Genomic DNA, 21,094 nt, shown 5'->3' on the forward strand with positions numbered 1-21,094 from the left:
GGACGCATTCGTTATGATCGCGATTCCTTTCCGGGGAAGATCGCGATGAGTGTTGTAAGCAAGCTGTTGCGCCACAAATCCGTCGAGGCCTTGCAGGCCGAAGCGGGTAAGCGTGGCGATTTCCGTAGGGTGCTCGGTCTGTGGCAGCTCACTGCCATCGGCATCGGCGGCATCATTGGCGTGGGCGTTTTCGTACTTGCGGGCCAGCAGGCCGCAGTGAATGCCGGCCCCGCCGTGGCCCTGGCCTTCCTGATCGCCGGCATTGCCAGCGCGGCGGCGGCCCTGTGCTATGCCGAATTCGCCGGCATGATCCCGGTTACCGGCAGCGCCTACACCTACGGCTACGCCGTGCTGGGTGAACTGGCGGCCTGGCTGATTGGCTGGGATCTGTTGCTGGAGTACGCACTGATCGTCGCGGTGGTGGCGATCGGCTGGTCTGGCTATGTGCAGTCGCTGCTGGCGGGTGTCTTTGGCATCCATCTTCCCGTCTGGGCGCAAGGCGCGATGGGTACGGGCGAAGGCCGCGTGTTCAACGTGGTGGCCGCGCTCATTACCCTGGGCGTCGCGACGCTGCTGGTCATGCGCACGGAGTGGGGTGCGCGCTTCAATACGCTGATCGTCACCATCAAGGTCATCGCCGTGCTGCTGGTGATCGGCGTGGGCGTGTTCTACATCAATCCGGCCAACTGGCATCCCTTCATTCCGGAACGCGTGGTGGACGCCGATGGCGTCGGTCATTTCGGCATGCAGGGCATCGGTACCGCCGCCGCCGTGGTGTTCTTCGCGGTGTTCGGCTACGACACGCTGACCACGGCCGCGGAGGAATCGAAGAATCCGCAGCGCGATCTTCCCCGTGCGGTGCTCCTGTCGCTGGGCGTGTCGATGGTGATGTACCTGGCCGTCTCGCTGGTGCTTACTGGCATCGCGCACTACAGCACGCTCAACTCCGACGCACCCGTATCCGATGCGTTCAAGGGCCTGGGCCTGCCGTGGATCGCCAATGCGATTTCCTTCTCGGCCGTCGTCGGCATCGCCAGCGTGTTGTTCGCCTTCATGCTGGGCGCGTCGCGCATCTGGTTTGCGCTGTCGCGTGACGGGCTGCTGCCGGGCTGGTTTGCCAAGGTGCATCCGCAGTACGGCACGCCGCATCGCCCGACCATCGTGCTGGGCGTGTTCACCGCGCTCGTTGCCGGGCTGCTGCCGATCGTCGAAGTCGCCAAGCTGGTGAATATCGGCGTGCTGTCGGCATTCATCGTGATCTGCAGCTCGATCATCGTGCTGCGCGTGCGCAAGCCGGACCTGCACCGTTCGTTCCGCACGCCATGGGTGCCGGTGATCCCGCTGATCGGCATCGCCTTCTCGATCTGGCTGCTGGCCGAGCTGTCGCTGACGACCTGGAAGGTCTTCCTGATCTGGGTGTCGATCGGCCTGGTGGTGTATTTCACCTACGGCATCAAGCACAGCAAGCTCAATCAGGCGAAGTAACCCCATTCGCCAGGCACAAAAAAAGGGCGCCTCGCGGCGCCCTTTTTCTTATCGCGAGATCAGAACTTGTACTCGACGCCTGCCGAGTAGGTCGACACATTGGCCTTCAGGCGCGGGATCGGCTGATCGCCACGCTGGTAGTTGACCTTGTAGTTGTCGTAGTTGATCGACAGGGCAACGTTCTCGGTCACGTTGTAGCCGATGCCGGCGCCGGCGTACCAACCGTTGTTCCAGGCCTTCTGGCGAGCGGAGATATCGCCAGCCTGAACCTGGAAGTTGCCGCGCGAACGCAGGTAACCGCCGTGACCGGTGACGAACCACGGGCCGTAAAAGTCGTACTTGGCGTTCACGCCGATGATGGCGGCGCGCGTCTTGACGCTCTGCGACACGAAACCGTTGGTGTCCTTGGCCACGCCCAGGTAGGTGTAGCCGACTTCGCCACCGATGATGTTGTTCCAGCGGTAGCCGACGCGCACGCTCTGGAAGACGTCAGCCTTGTCGGAGATGCCGCCGAGGCGGTAGTTGCTCTGGCCCAGGTTGCCGGAGACGAAGAAGTTGTTGAGCGGGCTGCTCTGATCGGCCTTGGCGGCCAGGGGGGACAGCGAAACGACGGCCAACGCGGCCGCAAGCAAAGTCTTCTGCATGGAGAACTCCATCTTCTTTTTTGTTGACCGTGACAACGCCAAAGGGGGGAGTGCGTGTCACGGGCCCGCGTGGGGATCGCGGGATGCGCAGGATAAAGGGATTTTTCGTACGAGTACCTTTCCAAAGTGCCGCAGGGATGGGCGAGGTTCAGCGACCTTGTGATGCCGCATTGCAATAAGGATGGGCGAGACCTTCGCCACCGTTGTCATGACCAATGGCAGGGGGTTGGGAAGCCTGTCGCGGTTAGCATCGCCCAGTCAGTTGCCGTTCAACGTCCGTTGCGGGCGTGCGGTTTTGCCATAGGAGATCGTTTTGAAAGCTTCGCGCCTCGCTTCCGCCATCGTGGCTTCGGCCCTGGGCCTGGGCAGTCTCGCCGCCCATGCCGACGTACCACCGCCGCAGGATGTGGCTTACAACGGCACGCTCAAGATCAATGTGGACGCCACCGATATCGGTCGTCGCATCTTCCGCGTGCATGAAGTGATTCCGGCGTCGGCCGGTCCGCTGACCCTCCTGTACCCGCAGTGGCTGCCGGGCAACCACTCGCCGAGCGGTTCCATCGACAAGATGGCAGGCCTGAAGATCACGGCCGGTGGCAAGGAGCTGAAGTGGACGCGCGATCCGCTCAATGTCTTCGCTTTCCACGTTGACGTGCCCGCTGGCGTGGACAACGTCGAAGTCGAGTTCCAGTTCCTCTCCGCGCAGGATCGCAGCCAGGGTCGCGTCGTGATGACCCCGGAAATGCTGAACCTGCAGTGGAACTCGGTCAGCATGTACCCGGCCGGCTATTACGCCAGCCGCATCAAGGCCGAAGTGGCCGTCAAGTTCCCGACCGGCTGGCAGTACGGCAGCGCGCTGGAACTGGCTTCGCGCAGCGGCGACACGGTGAACTTCAAGCCGATCGACTATGACGATCTCGTCGATTCGCCGATCTACGCCGGCAAGTACTTCAAGCGCGTCGACCTGGATCCGGGTGCGAAGGCACCGGTGTTCCTGAACATCGTCGCGGATGATCCGAAGTACCTGGAAATCAAGCCCGAACAGCTCAAGCTTCACCAGAACCTGGTGCAGCAGATGTACAAGACCTACGGCGCGCACCACTACGATCATTACGACTTCCTCCTGTCGCTGAGCGACAAGATGAGCGGCAATGGCCTGGAGCATCACCGTTCCAGCGAGAACGGCGTGAGCCCGGGCTACTTCACCGAGTGGGAAAAGAGCGCGCTGGGCCGCGACCTGCTGCCGCATGAGTTCAACCACTCGTGGGACGGCAAGTACCGTCGCGGCGCGGATCTCGCCACGCCGAACTTCAACGTGCCGATGCAGGACAGCCTCCTGTGGGTGTACGAAGGCCAGACCCAGTTCTGGGGCTACGTGATGGCCGCCCGTTCGGGCCTGTGGAAGGAAGAAGAAGCGCGCGACATGCTCGCCATGGTTGCCGCCAACTACGACAAGGGCCGTCCGGGCCTGCAGTTGTGGCGCAACATCCAGGACACGACCAACGATCCGATCATCGCCCAGCGTCGTCCGTTGCCTTACCGCAACTACCAGATGAGCGAGGATTACTATTCGGGCGGCCAGATGATCTGGCTCGACGTCGAAGGCAAGCTGCGTGAGCTGTCGGGCAACAAGAAGTCGATCGACGATTTCGCCAAGTCGTTCTTCGGCATGGAAAACGGCAAATGGGATGTGAATCCCTACACGTTCGACGACGTCGTCAAGACGCTCAACGACATCCAGCCATACGACTGGGCCAAGTACCTGCGCGAGCGCCTTGATGGCCACGGTCCGCTGATCGGCGGCATCGAAGCCAGCGGCTGGAAGCTCGTCTACAACGACAAGCCGTCGGGTGCCGCCAAGGCAGCCGAAGCCCGCTTCGGCGGCGCCAACCTGGTGTATTCGCTGGGTCTGTCGCTGGGCAAGGGCGGTGACATCTCCGACGTGCTGTGGGACGGCCCGGCCTTCAAGGCTGGCCTGTCGCCGGGCATGAAGCTGATCGCCGTCAATGGCAAGGAGTTCTCCGGCGATGCCGTCAAGGACGCCGTGACCGCTGCCGCCAAGGACAAGAGCGCTCCGATCGAACTGCTGGTCAAGAACTTCGACCAGTACCAGACCATCCGCATCGACTACCACGATGGCCTGAAGTACCCGCACCTCGAGCGCATCACCGGCAAGCCGGACCGCCTGGCGGAACTGCTGAAGTCGCGCTGATCTGACGTGATGTGAAGCGAGAGCGCCGTCCGGGCAACCGGGCGGCGCTTTCTTTTTGGGGCTGGCACCCGGGGAGCGCGAGGACCTCGGGACGAGGGACGGGGGGAGGCAACTCCGCTATACTCCCCCTCCGCCGCGCCGGTTTCGCGCCTGCGCCGGCCCTGCCGCACCACCACGCGCCCGTAGCTCAGCCGGATAGAGTAGTGGCTTCCGAAGCCATTGGTCGGGGGTTCGAATCCCTCCGGGCGCGCCATTTTTCCTCGTTTTCCCTGCCGTTTCGCGCCCAGGCATCGCCCGGATCGCGCGCATTCGTCCGCCTGTGCATGACCACTGGCCCAGTTCACACAGTGACTTCCTGCCTATAGTGACTCGGTTGTTTCAGGGGACATCGAGGAAACGTCTGATGAAGAAGCTCGTCCTGGCCGGCGCGGTTGCCGCGGGCCTGTTTGTCGCTGGCGCCATGACGGCACCGGCCTACGCCGATGGCACGGACGCCGCTTACGACCCGCAGGTGCTCTTCGCGCCGCTGTCCTTGCCCGATGCCGCCAATGCTTTCCGCGACGGTGCCGGCAAGCCGGGTCCGCAGTTCTGGCAGAACCGCGTCGACTACGCGATCCAGGCCACCATCGATCCGAACACGCACGCCCTGAGCGGCGACGAGACGATCACCTATACCAATCACAGCCCCGACGCGCTCGACGTGCTGTGGGTGCAGCTGGACCAGAATATCTACCGCCGCGACTCACGCGGTTCGCTCACCTCGCCGCGTCCGCCGCGCAACGAATTCACCGACGGCTATCAGATCGATGCCGTGGAAGTGGATGGCAAGGCGGTGAAGTTCCTGGTCGACGATACGCGCATGCGCGTGGACCTGGCGCAGGCGCTGGAAGGCAAGGGCAAGCAGCTGAAGCTGCGCATCCGCTATCACTACACCGTGCCGGGTACCTGGGGTGGCCGCACTGCGGTGACACCGACGAAGAACGGCGACATCTACGAGATCGCCCAGTGGTTCCCGCGCATGGCCGTGTACGACGATCTGCGCGGATGGGATACGCAGCCTTACCTCGGCTCGGAGTTCTACCTTGAGTACGGCGACATCGACTACGCCGTCACCGTGCCGTGGAACTACATCGTCGCCGGCTCCGGCGAGCTTACCAATCCGAAGGAAGTGCTCACCGCCACGCAGCAGCAGCGACTCGCCGATGCCGCCAGGAGCGACAGCACGGTGACGATCCGCTCGCCGCAGGAAGTGACCGACCCGTCCAGCCGTCCGAAGCAAAACGGCACGCAGACGTGGCGTTTCCACATGGCGCACACGCGCGACGTGGCTTTCGCCGCATCGCCGGCTTTCGTATGGGATGCCGCGCGCATCAACCTGCCCGAAGGCAAGCATGCGATGGCGATGTCCGTGTATCCGGTCGAAGGCGTTGGCAAGGACAAGTGGGATCGCTCCACTGAATACGTGAAGGGCGCGATCGAACACTTCTCGTCGAAGTGGTTTGCCTATCCGTGGCCGGCGGCGATCAATCTCGGTGGTCACGGCGCCGGCATGGAATACCCTGGCATCGTCTTCGACGGTTACGAAGACAAGGGCCCGATGCTGTTCTGGATCACCGCGCATGAACTGGGCCACGGCTGGTTCCCGATGATCGTCGGCTCCAACGAACGCCGCCATGCGTTCATGGACGAAGGCTTCAACACCTTCATCGACATCTATGCGTCGGATGCCTTCAACAAGGGCGAATTCGCGCCCAAGCGCGACAGCGAATACGCGCCGAAGGGCGGCAATCCGGTGGATGAAATCCTGCCGGTGCTCGCCGATCCGAATGCGCCGACCCTGATGGCACCGGCCGACTCGGTCCCCGAGAAGTACCGCCACTCGGTGAGCTACTTCAAGGGCGCCCTGGGCCTGGTGCTGCTGCGTGAGCAGATCCTGGGGCCGGAGCGTTTTGATCCGGCGTTCCGCAAGTACATCGCCACCTGGGCGTATCGCCATCCCACGCCGTCGGACTTCTTCCGTTTCATGAGCAGCGAAGCGGGCGAGGAACTGTCCTGGTGGTGGCGCGGCTGGTACCTCAACAACTGGCAGCTCGATCTGGGCATTACCGGCGCGACGTACATCAAGGACGATCCGGCCAACGGTGCGCAGGTCATGCTGGTCAGCAAGCAGAAGCTGGTGATGCCGGCGACGCTGCGTGTCGACTACGCCGATGGCAGCCATGAGGACATCCGCATTCCCGTGGAGGCATGGCGCCAGAGCGCGACGCCTAAGCTGGCGCTGCGCACGACCAAGCGCATCGGCAAGCTGACGATCGATCCGGATCACAAGCTGCCGGATGCCGATCGTGCCAACAACAGCTTCTCGATGCCCTGATCGACCACCCGCACCGTCCCCCTCGCGGGGACGGTGCCACCAGAGCAGACACCATGCGCGCCTCGCTGACGCTTTCTCTTGCCGTATTGCTTGCGCTCGGTGGCGCGGGCACCGCACACGCCGATGACACCGCCCGCCTCAAGGCGCGCGCGCAGTCGATCACCGTCACGCGCGATGACTGGGGCATCGCCCACGTCCACGGCAAGACCGATGCCGATGCCGTGTTCGGCATGGCCTACACGCAGGCGGAAGACGACTTCAATCGCGTCGAAACCAACTATCTCAATTCTCTCGGCTGGCTCGCCCAGGCCGAAGGCGATAAGGCGATCTGGTCCGACTTGCGTCAACGCCTGTGGATCGACACGGCTGAACTCAAGCGCCTGTATGCCAAGAGCCCGGCCTGGTTGCGCGACCTGATGAATGCGTGGGCCGACGGACTGAACTACTACCTCGCCACGCATCCGGATGTGCACCCGCGCGTTATCACGCATTTCGAACCGTGGATGGCCCTGAGTTTCACGGAAGGCAGCATCGGCGGCGACATCGAGCGCGTATCGCTGAAGGATCTCCAGGCCTTCTATGGCAAGTCGACCGATCACGTTGCGTTTGTCGACACGCCGTCGAGCTGGGTCGAACCGACGGGCTCCAACGGCATCGCCATCGCGCCCAAGCTCAGCGCCAGCGGCCATGCCTTGCTGCTGATCAATCCGCACACCTCGTTCTTCTTCCGCTCCGAACTGCAGATGTCGAGCGACGCGGGACTGGATGTGTATGGCGCCGTGACCTGGGGTCAGTTCTTTATCTACCAGGGCTTCAACAAGCACATCGGCTTCATGCACACCTCGACCACGGCGGATGCCGTGGATGAGTTCGAAGAAACCATCGTGCGCGACGGCGACAAGCTCAGCTATCGCTACGGCAAGGAACTGCGTGCCATCACGAGCAAGCCGGTGACCGTGGCCTATCGCAGGGCCGACGGATCGATGGGTGAGCGCACGTTCACGACGTACGCTACGCACCACGGCCCTGTCGTGCGCGAGGAAGGTGGCAAATGGGTGACGACGGCGCTGATGAACAAGCCGCTCGAAGCATTGCAGCAAAGTTGGTTGCGCACCAAGGCCACGGATTTCACCAGCTTCATGAAGATCGCCGAGCTGAAGGCGAACTCGTCCAACAACACCATATTTGCCGATGACAAGGGCGAGATCGCGTACCTGCATCCGCAGTTCATGCCCAAGCGCGACAATCGCTTCGACTACAACAAGCCCGTCGATGGCAGCGATCCGGCCACCGACTGGCAGGGACTGACGCCATTGGACGCCTTGCCGCGCCTGCGCAATCCCAACATCGGCTGGATCATGAACACCAACAACTGGCCGTATTCGGCGGCCGGTCCGGACAGCCCGAAGCGCGCCGACTTTCCGCGCTACATGGACACGGTGGGCGAGAACCCGCGTGGCATTCACGCCACGATGGTGCTGACCGACAAGCGCGACTTCACCCTGTCGTCGCTGATCACCTCGGCGTTTGATTCTTACCTGCCCGCGTTCGCGCGCCAGATCCCGATCCTGATCAAGGACTACGACACGCTGCCGGCGAACGATCCGCTGAAGAAAAAGCTCGCCGGCCAGATCGCCTTGCTGCGGGGCTGGGATTTCCGCTGGGGCATGGCGTCGATGCCGACCTCGCTGGCGGTGTTCTGGGGTGACATCCTGTGGGACAAGGTGGACAAGTCGGACGCCGAAGAAAGCCTGACCGTGTATGACATCATGGCCGAACGCGCGGGCGCGAAGGCGCGTCTTGACGCACTGGTGGAAGCGTCCGATCGCCTCGAACAGGACTTCGGCAGCTGGGGCGTGCCGTGGGGCGAGGTCAATCGCTACCAGCGCATCAACGGCGACATTCGCCAACCGTTCGACGACAGCAAGCCCAGCATCCCTGTGCCGTTTACCTCGTCACGCTGGGGATCGCTGGCATCCTTCGGCGCGCATCGCTGGCCGGGCACGCGGCGGTACTACGGCACCAGCGGCAACAGCTTCGTCGCGGCGGTGGAATTCGGTGACAAAGTGCGCGCACGCGCGATTTCCGCAGGTGGCGAGAGTGGTCATCCGGATTCGCCGCACTTCAACGACCAGGCCGAGCGCTACACCACGGGCAATTTCCGCGCGGTGTATTTCTGGCCCGAGGATCTGAAGGGTCACGTGGTGCGGACGTACCGTCCCGGCGGGTGAAATGTTGTTCCGTGAAGGGCGTGCGCGCGGGAATCACTCCTCGCCCACGTCCCTCACCGCTCCAGCACGACCTTCTTCTCGCCCGCCGCAAAAGGGAGGATGGTGGCGCCATCCTCGCGACCGGACACGACGCGGTTGCGACCATCGCGCTTGGCCTTGTACAAGGCGTGGTCCGCGTTGATGAGCAATTGCCGGAACTGATAGCCGCTGTATTCGGTGGTGACCACGCCGAGGCTCGCCGAAATATTGATATCGGTCGGCGCGTCGGTGATGCGCGCATTGGCGATGGCCGCGCGAACTTCTTCCGCGCGGTGCAACGCATGCGCGTGATTGGAGTCGGACAGGATGATCGCGAATTCTTCGCCGCCGAGCCGGCCGAACAGGTCGCGGTGCCCCAGCAGCGGAATGCATGCATCCACGGCACGCTTGAGTACCTGGTCACCCACGGTATGCCCGTGCGTGTCATTGACCAGCTTGAAATGATCCAGGTCGATCAGCAGCAATGCCACCGGCTTGCCGGCTTTCTCCGCATGCCTGAGCAGGCCTTCGGCCGCCTCGATGAAATGCTTGCGGTTGCAGATGCCGGTGAGGCTGTCCTGGCGCGATAGCCACATGAAACGCAGCTGCGAACGCTTCAGGCGATAGACCCAGAACACGATGAAGGCGATCACCGTGAGCAGCAGCGTGATGTACAGGCGGCTGTTTTCCACCGCCTTGCGATCGAGCGCCTGTTCCAGCTTCAGGATCACGTTCTGCTTGTTCAGGGCCTGCACTTCCTGGCGCTTGCCCTGCACCTGCTGGCTGACGATCTGGTAGGCGAGCGCGGTCGCGCTGATGTCGTCCAGGTAGCCCTTGTCGGCCGCCATGAATTTCTCGTGGTAATCGAGCGCGTCGCGGTAATCGCCGCGACCCTCGGCGATGCGATAGAGCACGTCATACGCCATGCTCAACGGCTCCGTCACGCCGCTCTTGCTGTTGGATGCCACGGCCAGGCGTGCGAATTTTTCGGCCGTGGGGACATCGCCCAGCTTCCAGTTCGCCAAGGCCAGCATGGCCTCGAACTGCGCGCTGACCGGAATGTACTGGTCGCGCAAGGCGTCGGCGTAGTTGCGTTGAAGCAGGGCCTGGGCTTCGGTGGCGCGACCCATCCGCAGCATCACGCCTGCGGCGTCAGCGCGCATGGCATTGGCGAACACCGATTGTCCGGAGCTGGTGCACGCGGCAATGCCGTCGCGCAGCATCGGATCTTCCGTGTCGCCCAGCGTGCCGCTGCGATAGCGGGCGTGAAGCTTGAAGTACATCGCCTTGCAGGTGCTCTCACCCGGCGGGATGTGGGCGAGCATCTGATCGGCATACGAGGTAGCCAGGTCATACTGGCCGGCAGAGATCAGCAGTTGCGCCGCTTCGCCCAGGCCCTGGTAGCGCACGGCGTCGTCGGTGATCTGCGGCAACTGGTCCTGCATCTGGCTCAGGCGCAGGAACGCCTCCTGATAGCGCCGGCCGTCGCCAAGAATATTGATGAGTGTTGCCGACGCGCGAAAACGCAGCACGTCGTCGTCCGACTTTTCCAGCACTTCATCGAGGATGGCGCGCGAACGATCGTAGTCGCCCTGGTACGCCGCCTGCCAACCGCGCAGGTATTGCAGGTGCCAGCGCTGTTCGGACGTCAGCTCGTTGCGACGAACGTCGAGCTGGTCGAGCAGGCGGGCGAACTGCGCGTGATCGGAAAGCTTGATGCCACTGTCGGCTCGATCAAGCAGCGACGCCGGCGTCGGTGACACGGGTACGGTGGGCATGGCCACCGCACCCGCGCCGCATCCCAGGCACAGCAGCCCTGCGAGTCCAAATCGACGCAAGGTCTGGCCGGGATGGTACATACATCAGGCCACGACAGACGTCAGGCGATCTTCGGCCGGACCTTCCTCGTCCTCGCCTTCACCTTCGCCTTCTTCGTCTTCATCTTCGTCCGGCATCAGCACGGCGAACATCGGGCCCTTGCCGAGCAAGGCCTGCAACTGTTCACCGTCTTGCGCACGAATGGCATCGCGTACCGGCTGCTCGATCTGGGCTTCGTCCAGCGCCTGCTCAAGCTCGCTTGCCGCTGCATCGCGCAGGTTGGCGTCTTGACCCATCCGTTCCAGGAAGTCGATCACGTCCACGGCATTCCCCCATGTTGTTGGCGGTGTTTCCCCAAACACGCTTGTCCCATCCAGCGCTGCCGGCCGGGCGGGACCGGGCGATGATAGCCCTTCTTTGCCCCAGGCGCGTTGGGTCGGGTGGGGTATGCCTTTTGATCAGGCCGGGCTGCGGTCCAGTTCGGCCAGCCGCTGGCGGATGGCCGGGTCGGGCAGCATGGCGGTCGCCGGGGCAATCGCCAGGGTGTCGGCCATGGTCATGTCAGCTTCGGGCAAGCGAGCCAGCGTGGTGTGCTCGATCCGCGGACCGTGCACGGGGAGGGTGGCGGCGCGGTAGATGATCACCTCGTGATCCAGCGGGTAGTCACGCGCCAGCACGTCCACCAGCACCTGGCGATAGGCGGGACCGGTGTGGAACCGCGTCTGGGACCGGTCGCCGACCAGGCCGGCCTGCCACAGGATCAGCCAGGCGCTGGTGTCGATCCGGCGGCTGTAATAAAGCAGCTGGCTGGCTTCGTAGTGCTGGCAGCCACAGGTGCCCGGATCGATGCCAAGGTCCGCATACAGGCAGTCTTCGGCGGAAATCCCTGGCTCCATGTGCGCCCGGTATCCCTCGGCCCGCGCCATCTGGATCGATTTGTGTGGCGCCCACGCGAACACGCCCGGATGACCGTAAAACACCCCGCATACGCGCTTGCCCGCGCGCACCTCGGTGAGGATCGCCTCGACCATCTCGCGGTAGGTCTGCATGCGTTGCTTGCCTTCGGCGTAGTAGCGCTGAAGGCTGCGCACGTCCGGATGCATGCGCTCGACCCATTGCTCGACGAGGCCATCGGACACGGCTGCAAACACCACGTCGGCCTGCTCGATATGGCTGCGCGCCAAGGGACTGATATGCGAACCCAGCGTCATGCCAATGCCGACGCAGACAAGGCTGCCTTTGCGTTGCGGTGTGCTCACGTCCACTCCCCCTGTGGTGACGATGCCGGTCGCCTGGCGCCCCCGCGCCAACCGGCGATCCGAGTATGCCTGCCGCACGCCCTTCCGGCACCGTCGGCGAGCGTCGGACACCGCACCTGACTTCCGGCTACTACCTATGGCTGTGGGCGTTGCAGGTCGCAGGTTCCTCCGAAAGAGGCACGCCATGCGGGTATGTGTGGCGCGCGCTTTGAAAACGCGCCGCTCCATGTGCTGCAAGTTATAGGCCGAATGGTGTCGTCACGCGCCGAAAGCGGCGGGGTATCGTGGTTTTGCTTCAAATCACCGCCCACTCGGACCTGCTTCCATGAAGATTCTTCGTCATCTTCTCCTGCTGTGTCTGATCCTGACACTGGCAGCGTGTGCCTCCAACGGCATCACTACGCCGCCACCCAAGATCGACCCGGCCACCCAGGCCGTTGACACCTATCGCATCGGCGTCGACGACCAGCTTCAGATCACCGTCTGGCAGAACCCGGACCTGAGCACGAGTGTGCCGGTGCGTCCCGACGGCAAGATCACCGCACCGCTGATCGGCGACGTCATGGCCGGTGGCAAGACGCCCGAAGAAGTGGCGGCGGAGATCAAGGACAAGCTGAAGGCGTACGTGCGTGATCCGCAGGTGGCGGTGATCCTCACGGCGCTGCGCAGCCATGAATACCTCTCCCGCGTTCGCGTCACCGGCGCGGTACGCACGCCCGTGTCGTTGCCGTATCGCCAGGGCATGACCGTGCTCGATGCCGTGCTCGCCGCCGGCGGCACCACCGAGTTCGCCGCGCCCGATCGCACTGAGCTCTACCGCGAAGACGGCAAGGGCGTGACGACGCCGTACGCCGTTCGCCTGGACAAGGTGCTGCAACAGGGCGACCTGGCGACCAACTACCCGGTGCAACCGGGCGACGTCATCACCGTGCCATTGCGCGCTTTCTGAGCGCGATGACCACAGGGATCGAAAAGGGGGCAGGGGTGCCATGAATGGCGAACTCACACCGTTTGGCAACATCGTTCCGGCGCTGGTAAGCGAAGGTCGCCGTCGTCGTCTGGCGATGGCCCTGGTCTTCGCCGCCATCGCGCTGGCGGCGCTGGTCACCGGCATGCTGTGGCCGAAAAAGTACGAGGCATCGACCACGATCCTCGCCCAGGAAAGCAGCATCATCACGCCTATCCTGGAAGGCGCGGCATCCACGACCGGCAACAAGAACCGCGCCGGCATCGCGCGCGACGTGATCTTTAGCCGCAAGGTGATGGACCAGATACTGGCCGAGGGTGGCTGGATGTCCACCAACCCGAACCCGATCGAGCAGGACCGCATCATCGAAGGGATCAAGGGCCGCACCCAGGTCAAGACCACCCGCGACAACCTGATCACCATCAGCTACTTCGATTCCGATGCCAAGCGTGCGTACGACGTGACGCGCACGTTCGCGCAGCTCTTCATCAGCGAGAGCCTGGCGTCCAAGCAGCGCGAGAGCCGCGAAGCCTACGAGTTCATCAACAACCAGGTGGATGCGTATCGCAAGAAGCTCACCGATGCGGAAGAGAAGCTCAAGGCGTACCGCGACAGCAATCCTGACGCGCGTCCCGGCAGCGAAGCGGACACCAACGCCCGCATCGCCACCTTGCGCACGCAGATCGAGAATGCACGCATGGATGCGATGGATCGTCGTTCGCAGGCAGCATCGCTGAGTGGCCAGTTGAGCGGCGAATCGGAAGTCAACGCGATCCAGACGACGGGCGGCATCTACCAGAGCCGCCTGGCGGAACTGCAGTCGCAGCTCGACAAGCTGCTGCTCACGTATACCGACGAATACCCGGATGTGATCCGCATCCGTCACCAGATGGATGACCTGCGCAAGCAGATGATTTCGGCCGACGCCAACCGCCAGGCCGCCCAGGCGCAGGGCATTCCCACGCCGGTCGACAGCGCCGTGCAGATCAATCCGGTGTATCAGCAGATGAAGACGCAGCTGGTCACCGTGCGTGGTGATGCTGCGGCCGCCTCGGCGCGCCTGTCAGCCAGCGAATCGATGCTTCAAGCGGAGCTTGAGCGCAGCAAGCGCATTGCCAACTCCGAGGATGTCACCGCCGAGCTGACGCGTGATTACACCGTCAACCGCGACGTCTACCAGGATCTGCTCAAGCGCCGCGAGAACGCCCGCGTGTCGATGAACCTCGACGCCGAGCAGCGTGGCCTGACGTTCCTGATCCAGAACCCCGCCGTGATGCCACTGACCCCGTCGGGCCTGCGCTTCCTGCACTTCGGTGCGGCCGGCATGGCGCTGGCGATCGCGATCCCGCTGGGCCTGCTGTTTGCGCTGGTGCGTTTCGACCCGCGCGTGCGTTCGGTCGAGAAGCTCGAACACGACACCGGCCTGACCGTGCTGGCGACCATTCCCTTCTATCCCACGCCGCGCGACCGCCGTCGCGACCGCCTGCAGAGCCTGATGATGGTGGCCGCGGTGGTAGGCGTGGCGGTGGTTTACCTGGCCATTCTCTGGCTGAGGCTCAAGCGATGAACAGCAACGACGCATCCAACGACCGCAGCCTGCCCGAGAGCATCGAGAGCGTGCTGGAAGCGGCCGCGCGCAACCTGGAAAAGCGCCCGACCGCCGGCCACAGCATCGCCCGCATGCAGGAGAACGTCGGCCTGCTGGCGCCTCGCCAACTGGAAGAGCGTCGCCTGATCCATCGCGACGCGTCGGTGCGTCCGCACTCCGATGCCTTCCGTGAAATCCGCACGCGCCTGCTCGGGCTGGGCGGCACGCAGAACTTCGTCACGCTCGTCGTATCGGTGAGCCCGCGTTCGGGTTGCAGCTTCGTTGCGCGCAACCTTGCGGCAGCCTTCGCCTTCGACGAGGCCAAGACCAGTCTGCTGATCGACTGCAACCTGCGTTATCCCAACCAGCATCGAGCCCTGGGCGTCGATCCGACGGCGGGTGGCCTGGTCGACCTGCTCGAGCACCCGGTGCTGGGCATGGAGCGCATCGTCTATCACACGGGCATCCCGCATCTGCGCCTGATTCCGGCCGGTCGCGTGCACGAGAACAGCGGCGAGTATTTCTCCTCGTTCCGCATGTCCGCCGTGCTCGACCAGCTGCGTACGCGCTACACGGATCGCTACCTGTTCCTGGACGGCCCGGCGATCAAGGGCTCGCCCGACGCACGCATTCTTTCGGACCTGGCGGACTTCGTGGTGGTCGTGGCCGGCTACGGCCGCGACACGCCCGCAGCGATCAGCCAGGCGGTAACGCATTTCGATCCGGCCAAGATGGCGGGCGTCGTGTTCAACCACGTTCCCTGATCGTCCGTGCCATCGACCGAACAACACGATATTGCCATTGGGGAACCTACATGCTTGCGTCGCGCACACTCGCACGCTCGATCGCACTGGCTCTCCTGGCCGCGGCAGGGAGTGCCAGGGCGGCGCAATTCAATTACCAGCTCTACGTGGGCGTGGAGCACAGCGACAACATCGCGCTGAGTGACACCAACCGCATCCGCGAGGATGTACTGACGCCCGGTGCCAACTTCACGTACCTGCAACAGGGCTCCACCGTGCAGGCCAACGTCGCCGGCACCGTGGAGTATCGCGATTACCTGCACGGGAAATTCGATAACCAGTTGCAGGGCCAGCTCGCCGGCCAGGTGAACTGGACCATGATCCCGCAGCGCCTGGACTTGCTGACCGAAGACTACGCTGGCGTGCAGCCGGTGGACTCGCTCGTGTCCAACGCGCCGGACAACCAGCAGCAGACCAACGTCTTCGCCATCGGCCCGATCCTGCATTTCCGCATGGGCGAGGCGATGACGGGCCAGGCGGAGCTGCGCTACGTCAACAGCTATGCGTCGAAGGTGAAGGACTTCAACTCCTCCCGTGGGGTCGGCGCGCTGCGCTTCTATCGCGACCTCAGCCAGACCGACCAGCTGTCGTTCAACATGGAAGCGCAGCACACCAATTTCGACCAGAGCACCAGTGGCCCGGACTACAACCGCTACGAGATCTACGGTCGCTACACGAGCCAGCTGAAAGACCTGGACCTGGACGCCATGCTCGGCTGGTCGCGCATCAATTTCGATCAGAACGGTTCGGACTCCAAACCCATTGCGCGCTTCTCGGCGAACTGGCGGGCCTCGCAGCACAACACCTTCATCTTCGCCGGCGCCTATCAGTTCGCTGATGCCGCGCAGGACATGGCGCAGGCACCGAACCGAGCGGTCGGCACGCTGCCCAACCAGATCAGCGCGCTGAGCACCATGCAGGGCATCAGCGTCGGCAACGTGGTGGTGAGTTCGCAGGTGTACCTGGAAAAGCGACTCGATTTGACCTACGAGTACCGCACCGAACGCTTCAGTCTGTCGCTGACACCCGCCTGGCGCGATCTTGATTACATCAACGACCACACGCTGGACCAGCACGGCGGCAGCGTTGGTGTGAGCGGACAGTACCGGATCCGCCCCACCCTGACGCTGTCCGGCTTCGTCGATGCGGAGCGCCTGACCTATTCGACGCTCGACCGCACCGACAAAACCTATCGCTATGGCATCGACCTGACCCACCAGTTTGCGCAGAACTGGAGTTGGCGCGCGGAAGTCACGCACCAGCGGCGCGACAGTACGTTCGTCGGCCAGAGCTACCACGAGACGACGATCTACTTCGGCGTGGTGTATCAGCGATGAGTGCACAGCTTTCCCATGCCGAGCTGCCGCTGGAAACGCCGTTTTTCTTCGGTCGCAACGGCGAGCTGTTCGGTTTCTACCATCCATCGGACGACCGGGCCCGGCGCGCCGCGTTGCTGTGCCCGCCGCTGGGCCAGGACTACATCCGTTGCCACCGCCTGTATCGCCAGCTTGCGCATGCGCTGGCGGAAGAGGGTTTCGCGGTGCTGCGCTTCGACTACTTCGGCACCGGTGATTCGGCAGGCAGCAGCGATGAAGTCGACTGGGAGCGTTGCATCGACGACACGATTACGGCCGCCGCCGAGCTGCGCATGCGCAGTGGCGTGAAGTCGGTGGTGGCCTTCGGCGCGCGCCTGGGTGGCAGTCTGGCGCTTGCCGCCGCGCCCGATGCCGGCTTTGCCGATGTTGTGGCCTGGGATCCGGTGATCGATGGCCCGGCCTATGTCGAGGAACTCGATGAGTTGCAGGCGGCGCTGCGCCAGGACGCCACGCGCTTCACGCGCCCGCGTCGCGAATCCGATGTCGAACAACAGTGGACCGGCTTTGCCGTCAGTGGCGCGCTGCGTCGCCAGATCCAGCGCCTGCACCTGCAGCCAGCACTGTCGCCTTCGCTGGTGTTCGATTCGTTGCCCGAGACATCGAAGCACCGTTGGCCGATGCGTGAAGGTGGACCCACCCAGGTCAAGCCGTTGGCGCCCACGCCGTGGAGCGACCTCCATCGTCTTGAGCTGGCGATCCTTTCGCATCCCCTGATCCAGGGCGTGACGCATCATTTACGGGGGGCGGCATGATGCGCGAGCGCGCCTTCCGCTTTGGCCGGGCCCAGCATCTGATCGGGATTGCGGGCTTCCCGGCGAGCTTCGCCAGCAACGTGGGCGTGATCGTGCTCAATGCCGGCCTGGTGCATCGCGTGGGGCCGTTCCGCCTGCATGTTGATCTCACCCGCCGCCTCAATGAGAGCGGCTACGCCACGGTGCGCTTCGATCAGTCGACGATTGGCGACAGCGGGTCGAGCGGGGAGTCGCAGACCAAGCTGCAGCAGATCTGCGCCGACGTGAATGACGCCATGACCCTGCTCAAGGAACAGGCCGGCTGCACGCGGTTTGTCCTGTTTGGCCTCTGCTCGGGCGCCCAGAACGCCCATTCCGTGGCCTGCGTCGACGATAAAGTGGTCGGCGCGATCTTCCTGGACGGCTATGCCTACCGGACCCTCGGTTACCGCATCCGCCGGTATCTGCCGTCGGTGCTTCAGGTCGATCGCTGGAAGCGTCTTTTGGGCCGGAAAACGGCACCTACGACAATGAAATCGGCGGGCAGCGAAATCGTCTTCAAGCCACCACCGTCACCGCTACCCGTGGTGCGGGCCGACTACGCCGGCATGGTGGAGCGGGGAATGAAGCTCTGCCTGATCTACAGCGGCGGCATCAGCATGTACTTCAACCACGTTCGCCAGTTCCGCGAATGCTTCGGTCGCACCATGAGCACCCCCAACGTCACCACCAGCTTCCATCGCGAGATCGACCACACCTACGTGCTGGTCAAGGACCGGGCGCGCCTGGTCGATCGCGTCCAGGGCTGGCTGGAGCAGAACTTCCCCATTGCCCATGCAGGATCCTCGCCATGAATGGTGTTCTGGTTACCGGCGGAGCCGGGTACATCGGTAGTCACGTCGTGCAGCAGCTGGCCGCGCGCGGCGAACGCGTCGTCGTGATCGACAATCTCTCCACCGGCTTCCGCGAGTCCGTGCGCGATGCCGAGCTGATCGTCGGCAACGTGGGCGACCCGGCGCTGGTGTCGCAGGTGCTTCACGAACACCGCATCGATGCCGTGATGCACTTCGCCGCGCATACGGTGGTGCCGGAGTCCGTACGCGATCCGCTCAAGTATTACGGCAACAACACCTGCAACACCGAGAACCTGCTTGCCTGCTGCGCCGACGCCGGCGTGGACAAGTTCATCTTCTCATCGACGGCGGCCGTCTATGGCATGACCGAAAGCGGCATCGCCGACGAAGACACGCCGACCCAGCCGATCAATCCCTACGGCACCTCGAAGCTGATGTCGGAAACCATGCTGCGCGACTACTGCGCCACCGGCGCGATGCGGCATGTGATCCTGCGCTACTTCAACGTCGCCGGCTGCGATCCCGAAGGCCGCATCGGTCACTCGACCCCGCACGCCACGCTGCTGGTGAAAGTGGCCTGCGAACACGCCATCGGCAAGCGCCCGAGCCTGGCGATCTACGGCACCGACTACAACACGCCCGACGGCACGGGTATCCGCGACTACATCCATGTGGAAGATCTGGCGGCCGCGCATCTGCGCGCACTCGACCATCTGCGCGAAGGCGGCAAGTCGCTCACGCTCAATTGTGGTTACGGCCATGGCTACAGCGTGCGCGAAGTCATCGACGCCGTGTCGCGTGTCAGCGGCGCGCGCATGAACGTGGTCGAGCAGCCGCGCCGCGACGGCGACACGCCCATGCTGATCGCCCGTTCCACGCGCCTGCAACATGCGCTGGCCTGGCAGCCGCGTTATGACGACCTCGATTTCATCGTTCGCACCGCTTTCCTTTGGGAGCAGCAACTCGCACGACGGGCCGAGCATGCGTAACGGTTTCGCCGCCACGAGCGACTTTGCGTCCCGTGGCATGGCGGTGTGGGTACGCTGCATGGTGTGTCTGGCAATCCTGGTGCTATGCGGCGGCGCGCAGGCGGCCCATCGGGGGCGCGATCATGTGACGAACCTTCAGCCCGTCCCTGTTTCGCCGGAACTGCTGCCGGAGCAACGCATCGTCCTGCATCGCAATGCGGGCACGGCCGAAGACGTGATGGTTTCCGCGGGCATTCCGTTCCCGCCCGGCGTGCTGCGGGATCCGCACGACTTGCGCATCCTCGACGAGTCCGGCCAGGAAGTGCCGACCTCCGTGCAGCCCCTGCTCACGTGGTACTTCCGGGATCAGAGCATCCGCGCCGTGCGCGCGCAGTTCCATGCGCAGCTCGACGGCCCGGAGAAAACCTACTACTTCGCCATCGGCAAGCCTCGCCAGAAAGACGCGTCCGGCTGGCCGTACACGGCAGGGCTGGTCGATGGCGCGCAAGGCCTGCACGTGCCTGCCGTACTGGCGACGCTGACGCCGGCATGGCTGTGCGCCTCGCTGATCGCCGGGCCGCAGTTGCCGGTATCGCCCGGCGAGGCGTACGCCGCCTATGTCGATGCGCAGTTCAAATGGGCGCAGAAGCTGCCGACGGAAGATGCCTCGGCGTGGTTGTTCGACCGGCCCTCGACGCTGTTCAAGGCTTATATCCGCACGGGTCGTTTCGATTACCTGCAGGCCGCCGACCAGAGCTACCGCTTCTACATGAAATACATCAAGCGGGGCGCGCTGCCGATCAGCCCGATCTGCGCGGGTGGCTTCACTTTTGGCGACAAGCCCTGCGACGTGAAGTACATCTACATCGAACCCATCCTGCTGGCCGTCGCCCTGACCGGCAACGACGCCGACCACGATCAAAGCACCGTCGACAACATGATGGCGCTGTGGAACAACGGCGGCTGGAACCCGCGACCGGGCCCGTACGAAAAGGCCACGCAGTACTTCACGGAGCGTCTTGCGGGCCTCGGCCTGCTGGCGACGGTCAGTGCGTACGAGCTGACCGGCGAGCGCCGGTTCCTGGATGACATCAGCAAGCGGGTCGGGTGGTTGTCCGAGCACCAGCGCCACAACCCGGACGGGCTTGGCGACGACGGCTCCTGGCGCAATAGCTGGAGCATGCACGAGGACGATCATTACGACCCGGCGACCGACTCGCGCGGATCGTCGCCGTGGATGAGCGAGAACATCATCGATGGCCTGTGGCACGCCTGGCTCGCCACGGGCGACAAGCGCATCCCGCCCATGATCACCGGCTTTGGGCGCTATCTGGAGCGCTTCGGCTGGATCGACACCGACTTGCTGGTGAACCCGCATGACTGGCGCAGCGGTTGCGCGGGCGAGAACGGGCAGATTGCCTGGTACTGGTCTTCCGCGCATGCGAGCGACAAGGCGCTGATGGCCATCCAGGAATCCGACGGCTGGTACAGCGATGCGCACAACGTCGAACTGACGCTGCCCGTCGCGGCAGCCTGGTATTTCGAAAGCGATCCCAAAGAAGCCGCGGCCCTGAAGCGTCGCCTGGACAAGCTCAGCGGCTCGTACAGTTCCCAATGCGCCGCCGCCAGCGACACCCTGCGCCGCTTCAACTGGAACAACCGCGGCGCCGGCGTCGTGCAGTGGCTGATCCGGCAGCCTGCCGGCAGCGGCCTGACCCATCCCTTGCCGCAACTGGCGGCGCAATCCCCATGAGCCTGTCCACGTG

16 protein-coding genes and 1 tRNA gene are annotated in these 21,094 nt (G+C 63.9%); 13 read left to right on the top strand and 4 right to left on the bottom strand.

What is annotated here, in order from left to right:
• The first annotated feature begins 45 nt into the window (after positions 1-45).
• Positions 46-1,485, top strand: coding sequence for an amino acid permease (locus tag EYV96_RS16175; RefSeq protein ID WP_131152609.1), 1,440 nt, complete (start codon positions 46-48; stop codon positions 1,483-1,485).
• A 59-nt stretch (positions 1,486-1,544) separates the two neighbouring features.
• Here the strand turns inward: EYV96_RS16175 and EYV96_RS16180 are convergent, their stop codons facing one another.
• Positions 1,545-2,129 carry an outer membrane protein gene (locus tag EYV96_RS16180; protein ID WP_165488707.1) on the bottom strand — a complete coding sequence of 195 codons (585 nt, stop codon included), beginning with the start codon at positions 2,127-2,129 and terminating at the stop codon, positions 1,545-1,547.
• A gap of 313 nt (positions 2,130-2,442) precedes the next feature.
• Here EYV96_RS16180 and EYV96_RS16185 point away from each other — a divergent pair, with 313 nt between their 5' ends.
• The 4 genes from EYV96_RS16185 (at position 2,443) to EYV96_RS16200 (ending at position 8,946) form a co-directional block, all read left to right on the top strand.
• Entirely contained in the window at positions 2,443-4,341 is a 1,899-nt protein-coding gene (locus EYV96_RS16185) for a M61 family metallopeptidase (RefSeq protein WP_131152611.1), read from the top strand.
• Positions 4,342-4,517: 176 nt separating this feature from the next.
• Positions 4,518-4,594 (top strand) — tRNA-Arg (locus EYV96_RS16190).
• A 150-nt stretch (positions 4,595-4,744) separates the two neighbouring features.
• Complete coding sequence (locus tag EYV96_RS16195; RefSeq protein WP_131152612.1) at positions 4,745-6,715, top strand: M1 family metallopeptidase; 1,971 nt, start codon at positions 4,745-4,747, stop codon at positions 6,713-6,715.
• 53 nt (positions 6,716-6,768) lie between these two features.
• On the top strand, positions 6,769-8,946 hold the full coding sequence (locus EYV96_RS16200) for a penicillin acylase family protein (protein ID WP_131152613.1): 2,178 nt from the start codon (positions 6,769-6,771) through the stop codon (positions 8,944-8,946).
• 53 nt (positions 8,947-8,999) lie between these two features.
• On the opposite strand, the gene EYV96_RS16205 is transcribed toward EYV96_RS16200, so the two are convergent.
• From EYV96_RS16205 to EYV96_RS16215, 3 genes are all read right to left on the bottom strand, one after another.
• Positions 9,000-10,742 (bottom strand): GGDEF domain-containing protein, encoded by a 1,743-nt coding sequence (locus EYV96_RS16205; RefSeq protein WP_165488708.1) that lies wholly within the window; start codon positions 10,740-10,742, stop codon positions 9,000-9,002.
• An 84-nt stretch (positions 10,743-10,826) separates the two neighbouring features.
• Positions 10,827-11,105: a hypothetical protein gene (locus EYV96_RS16210; protein WP_240732626.1), complete on the bottom strand. Its 279-nt coding sequence runs from the start codon at positions 11,103-11,105 to the stop codon at positions 10,827-10,829.
• Between the two features lie 135 nt (positions 11,106-11,240).
• Positions 11,241-12,041, bottom strand: coding sequence for an SAM-dependent methyltransferase (locus tag EYV96_RS16215; RefSeq protein WP_276320323.1), 801 nt, complete (start codon positions 12,039-12,041; stop codon positions 11,241-11,243).
• 325 nt (positions 12,042-12,366) lie between these two features.
• Here EYV96_RS16215 and EYV96_RS16220 point away from each other — a divergent pair, with 325 nt between their 5' ends.
• From EYV96_RS16220 to EYV96_RS16255, 8 genes are read left to right on the top strand one after another with little or no spacing between them, the layout of a single operon-like run.
• Positions 12,367-12,990 carry an XrtA/PEP-CTERM system exopolysaccharide export protein gene (locus tag EYV96_RS16220; protein ID WP_131152615.1) on the top strand — a complete coding sequence of 208 codons (624 nt, stop codon included), beginning with the start codon at positions 12,367-12,369 and terminating at the stop codon, positions 12,988-12,990.
• A 40-nt stretch (positions 12,991-13,030) separates the two neighbouring features.
• A complete protein-coding gene (locus EYV96_RS16225; RefSeq protein ID WP_131152616.1) occupies positions 13,031-14,575 on the top strand; it encodes an XrtA system polysaccharide chain length determinant in 1,545 nt (514 codons plus the stop codon).
• The gene (locus EYV96_RS16230; RefSeq protein WP_131152617.1) at positions 14,572-15,360 is read left to right on the top strand and encodes a P-loop NTPase family protein; all 789 of its coding nucleotides are present in this window, start codon (positions 14,572-14,574) and stop codon (positions 15,358-15,360) included. Before EYV96_RS16225 ends, EYV96_RS16230 begins: the two co-directional genes overlap by 4 nt.
• Before the next feature lie 50 nt (positions 15,361-15,410).
• Positions 15,411-16,736 carry an outer membrane beta-barrel protein gene (locus EYV96_RS16235; RefSeq protein WP_131152618.1) on the top strand — a complete coding sequence of 442 codons (1,326 nt, stop codon included), beginning with the start codon at positions 15,411-15,413 and terminating at the stop codon, positions 16,734-16,736.
• Positions 16,733-17,527 (top strand): alpha/beta fold hydrolase, encoded by a 795-nt coding sequence (locus EYV96_RS16240; RefSeq protein ID WP_131152619.1) that lies wholly within the window; start codon positions 16,733-16,735, stop codon positions 17,525-17,527. The genes EYV96_RS16235 and EYV96_RS16240 overlap by 4 nt, the downstream gene beginning before the upstream one ends.
• Positions 17,524-18,360 (top strand): alpha/beta hydrolase family protein, encoded by an 837-nt coding sequence (locus tag EYV96_RS16245; protein ID WP_240732627.1) that lies wholly within the window; start codon positions 17,524-17,526, stop codon positions 18,358-18,360. The genes EYV96_RS16240 and EYV96_RS16245 overlap by 4 nt, the downstream gene beginning before the upstream one ends.
• On the top strand, positions 18,357-19,349 hold the full coding sequence (galE, locus tag EYV96_RS16250) for a UDP-glucose 4-epimerase GalE (protein ID WP_131152620.1): 993 nt from the start codon (positions 18,357-18,359) through the stop codon (positions 19,347-19,349). The genes EYV96_RS16245 and galE overlap by 4 nt, the downstream gene beginning before the upstream one ends.
• Positions 19,342-21,081 (top strand): hypothetical protein, encoded by a 1,740-nt coding sequence (locus tag EYV96_RS16255; protein WP_131152621.1) that lies wholly within the window; start codon positions 19,342-19,344, stop codon positions 21,079-21,081. Before galE ends, EYV96_RS16255 begins: the two co-directional genes overlap by 8 nt.
• Positions 21,082-21,094: the final 13 nt, after the last annotated feature.

Source organism: Dyella terrae (assembly GCF_004322705.1).
GTDB lineage: Bacteria > Pseudomonadota > Gammaproteobacteria > Xanthomonadales > Rhodanobacteraceae > Dyella_D > Dyella_D terrae.

Excerpts from the sequence above, each read along its gene's own strand:
- EYV96_RS16175 (WP_131152609.1), top strand. The coding sequence starts at position 46 with ATGAGTGTTGTAAGCAAGCTGTTGCGCCACAAATCCGTCGAGGCCTTG.
- EYV96_RS16180 (WP_165488707.1), bottom strand. The coding sequence starts at position 2,129 with ATGCAGAAGACTTTGCTTGCGGCCGCGTTGGCCGTCGTTTCGCTGTCC.
- EYV96_RS16195 (WP_131152612.1), top strand. The coding sequence starts at position 4,745 with ATGAAGAAGCTCGTCCTGGCCGGCGCGGTTGCCGCGGGCCTGTTTGTC.
- EYV96_RS16200 (WP_131152613.1), top strand. The coding sequence starts at position 6,769 with ATGCGCGCCTCGCTGACGCTTTCTCTTGCCGTATTGCTTGCGCTCGGT.
- EYV96_RS16205 (WP_165488708.1), bottom strand. The coding sequence starts at position 10,742 with ATGCCCACCGTACCCGTGTCACCGACGCCGGCGTCGCTGCTTGATCGA.
- EYV96_RS16220 (WP_131152615.1), top strand. The coding sequence starts at position 12,367 with ATGAAGATTCTTCGTCATCTTCTCCTGCTGTGTCTGATCCTGACACTG.
- EYV96_RS16225 (WP_131152616.1), top strand. The coding sequence starts at position 13,031 with ATGAATGGCGAACTCACACCGTTTGGCAACATCGTTCCGGCGCTGGTA.
- EYV96_RS16230 (WP_131152617.1), top strand. The coding sequence starts at position 14,572 with ATGAACAGCAACGACGCATCCAACGACCGCAGCCTGCCCGAGAGCATC.
- EYV96_RS16235 (WP_131152618.1), top strand. The coding sequence starts at position 15,411 with ATGCTTGCGTCGCGCACACTCGCACGCTCGATCGCACTGGCTCTCCTG.
- EYV96_RS16240 (WP_131152619.1), top strand. The coding sequence starts at position 16,733 with ATGAGTGCACAGCTTTCCCATGCCGAGCTGCCGCTGGAAACGCCGTTT.
- EYV96_RS16245 (WP_240732627.1), top strand. The coding sequence starts at position 17,524 with ATGATGCGCGAGCGCGCCTTCCGCTTTGGCCGGGCCCAGCATCTGATC.
- galE (WP_131152620.1), top strand. The coding sequence starts at position 18,357 with ATGAATGGTGTTCTGGTTACCGGCGGAGCCGGGTACATCGGTAGTCAC.
- EYV96_RS16255 (WP_131152621.1), top strand. The coding sequence starts at position 19,342 with ATGCGTAACGGTTTCGCCGCCACGAGCGACTTTGCGTCCCGTGGCATG.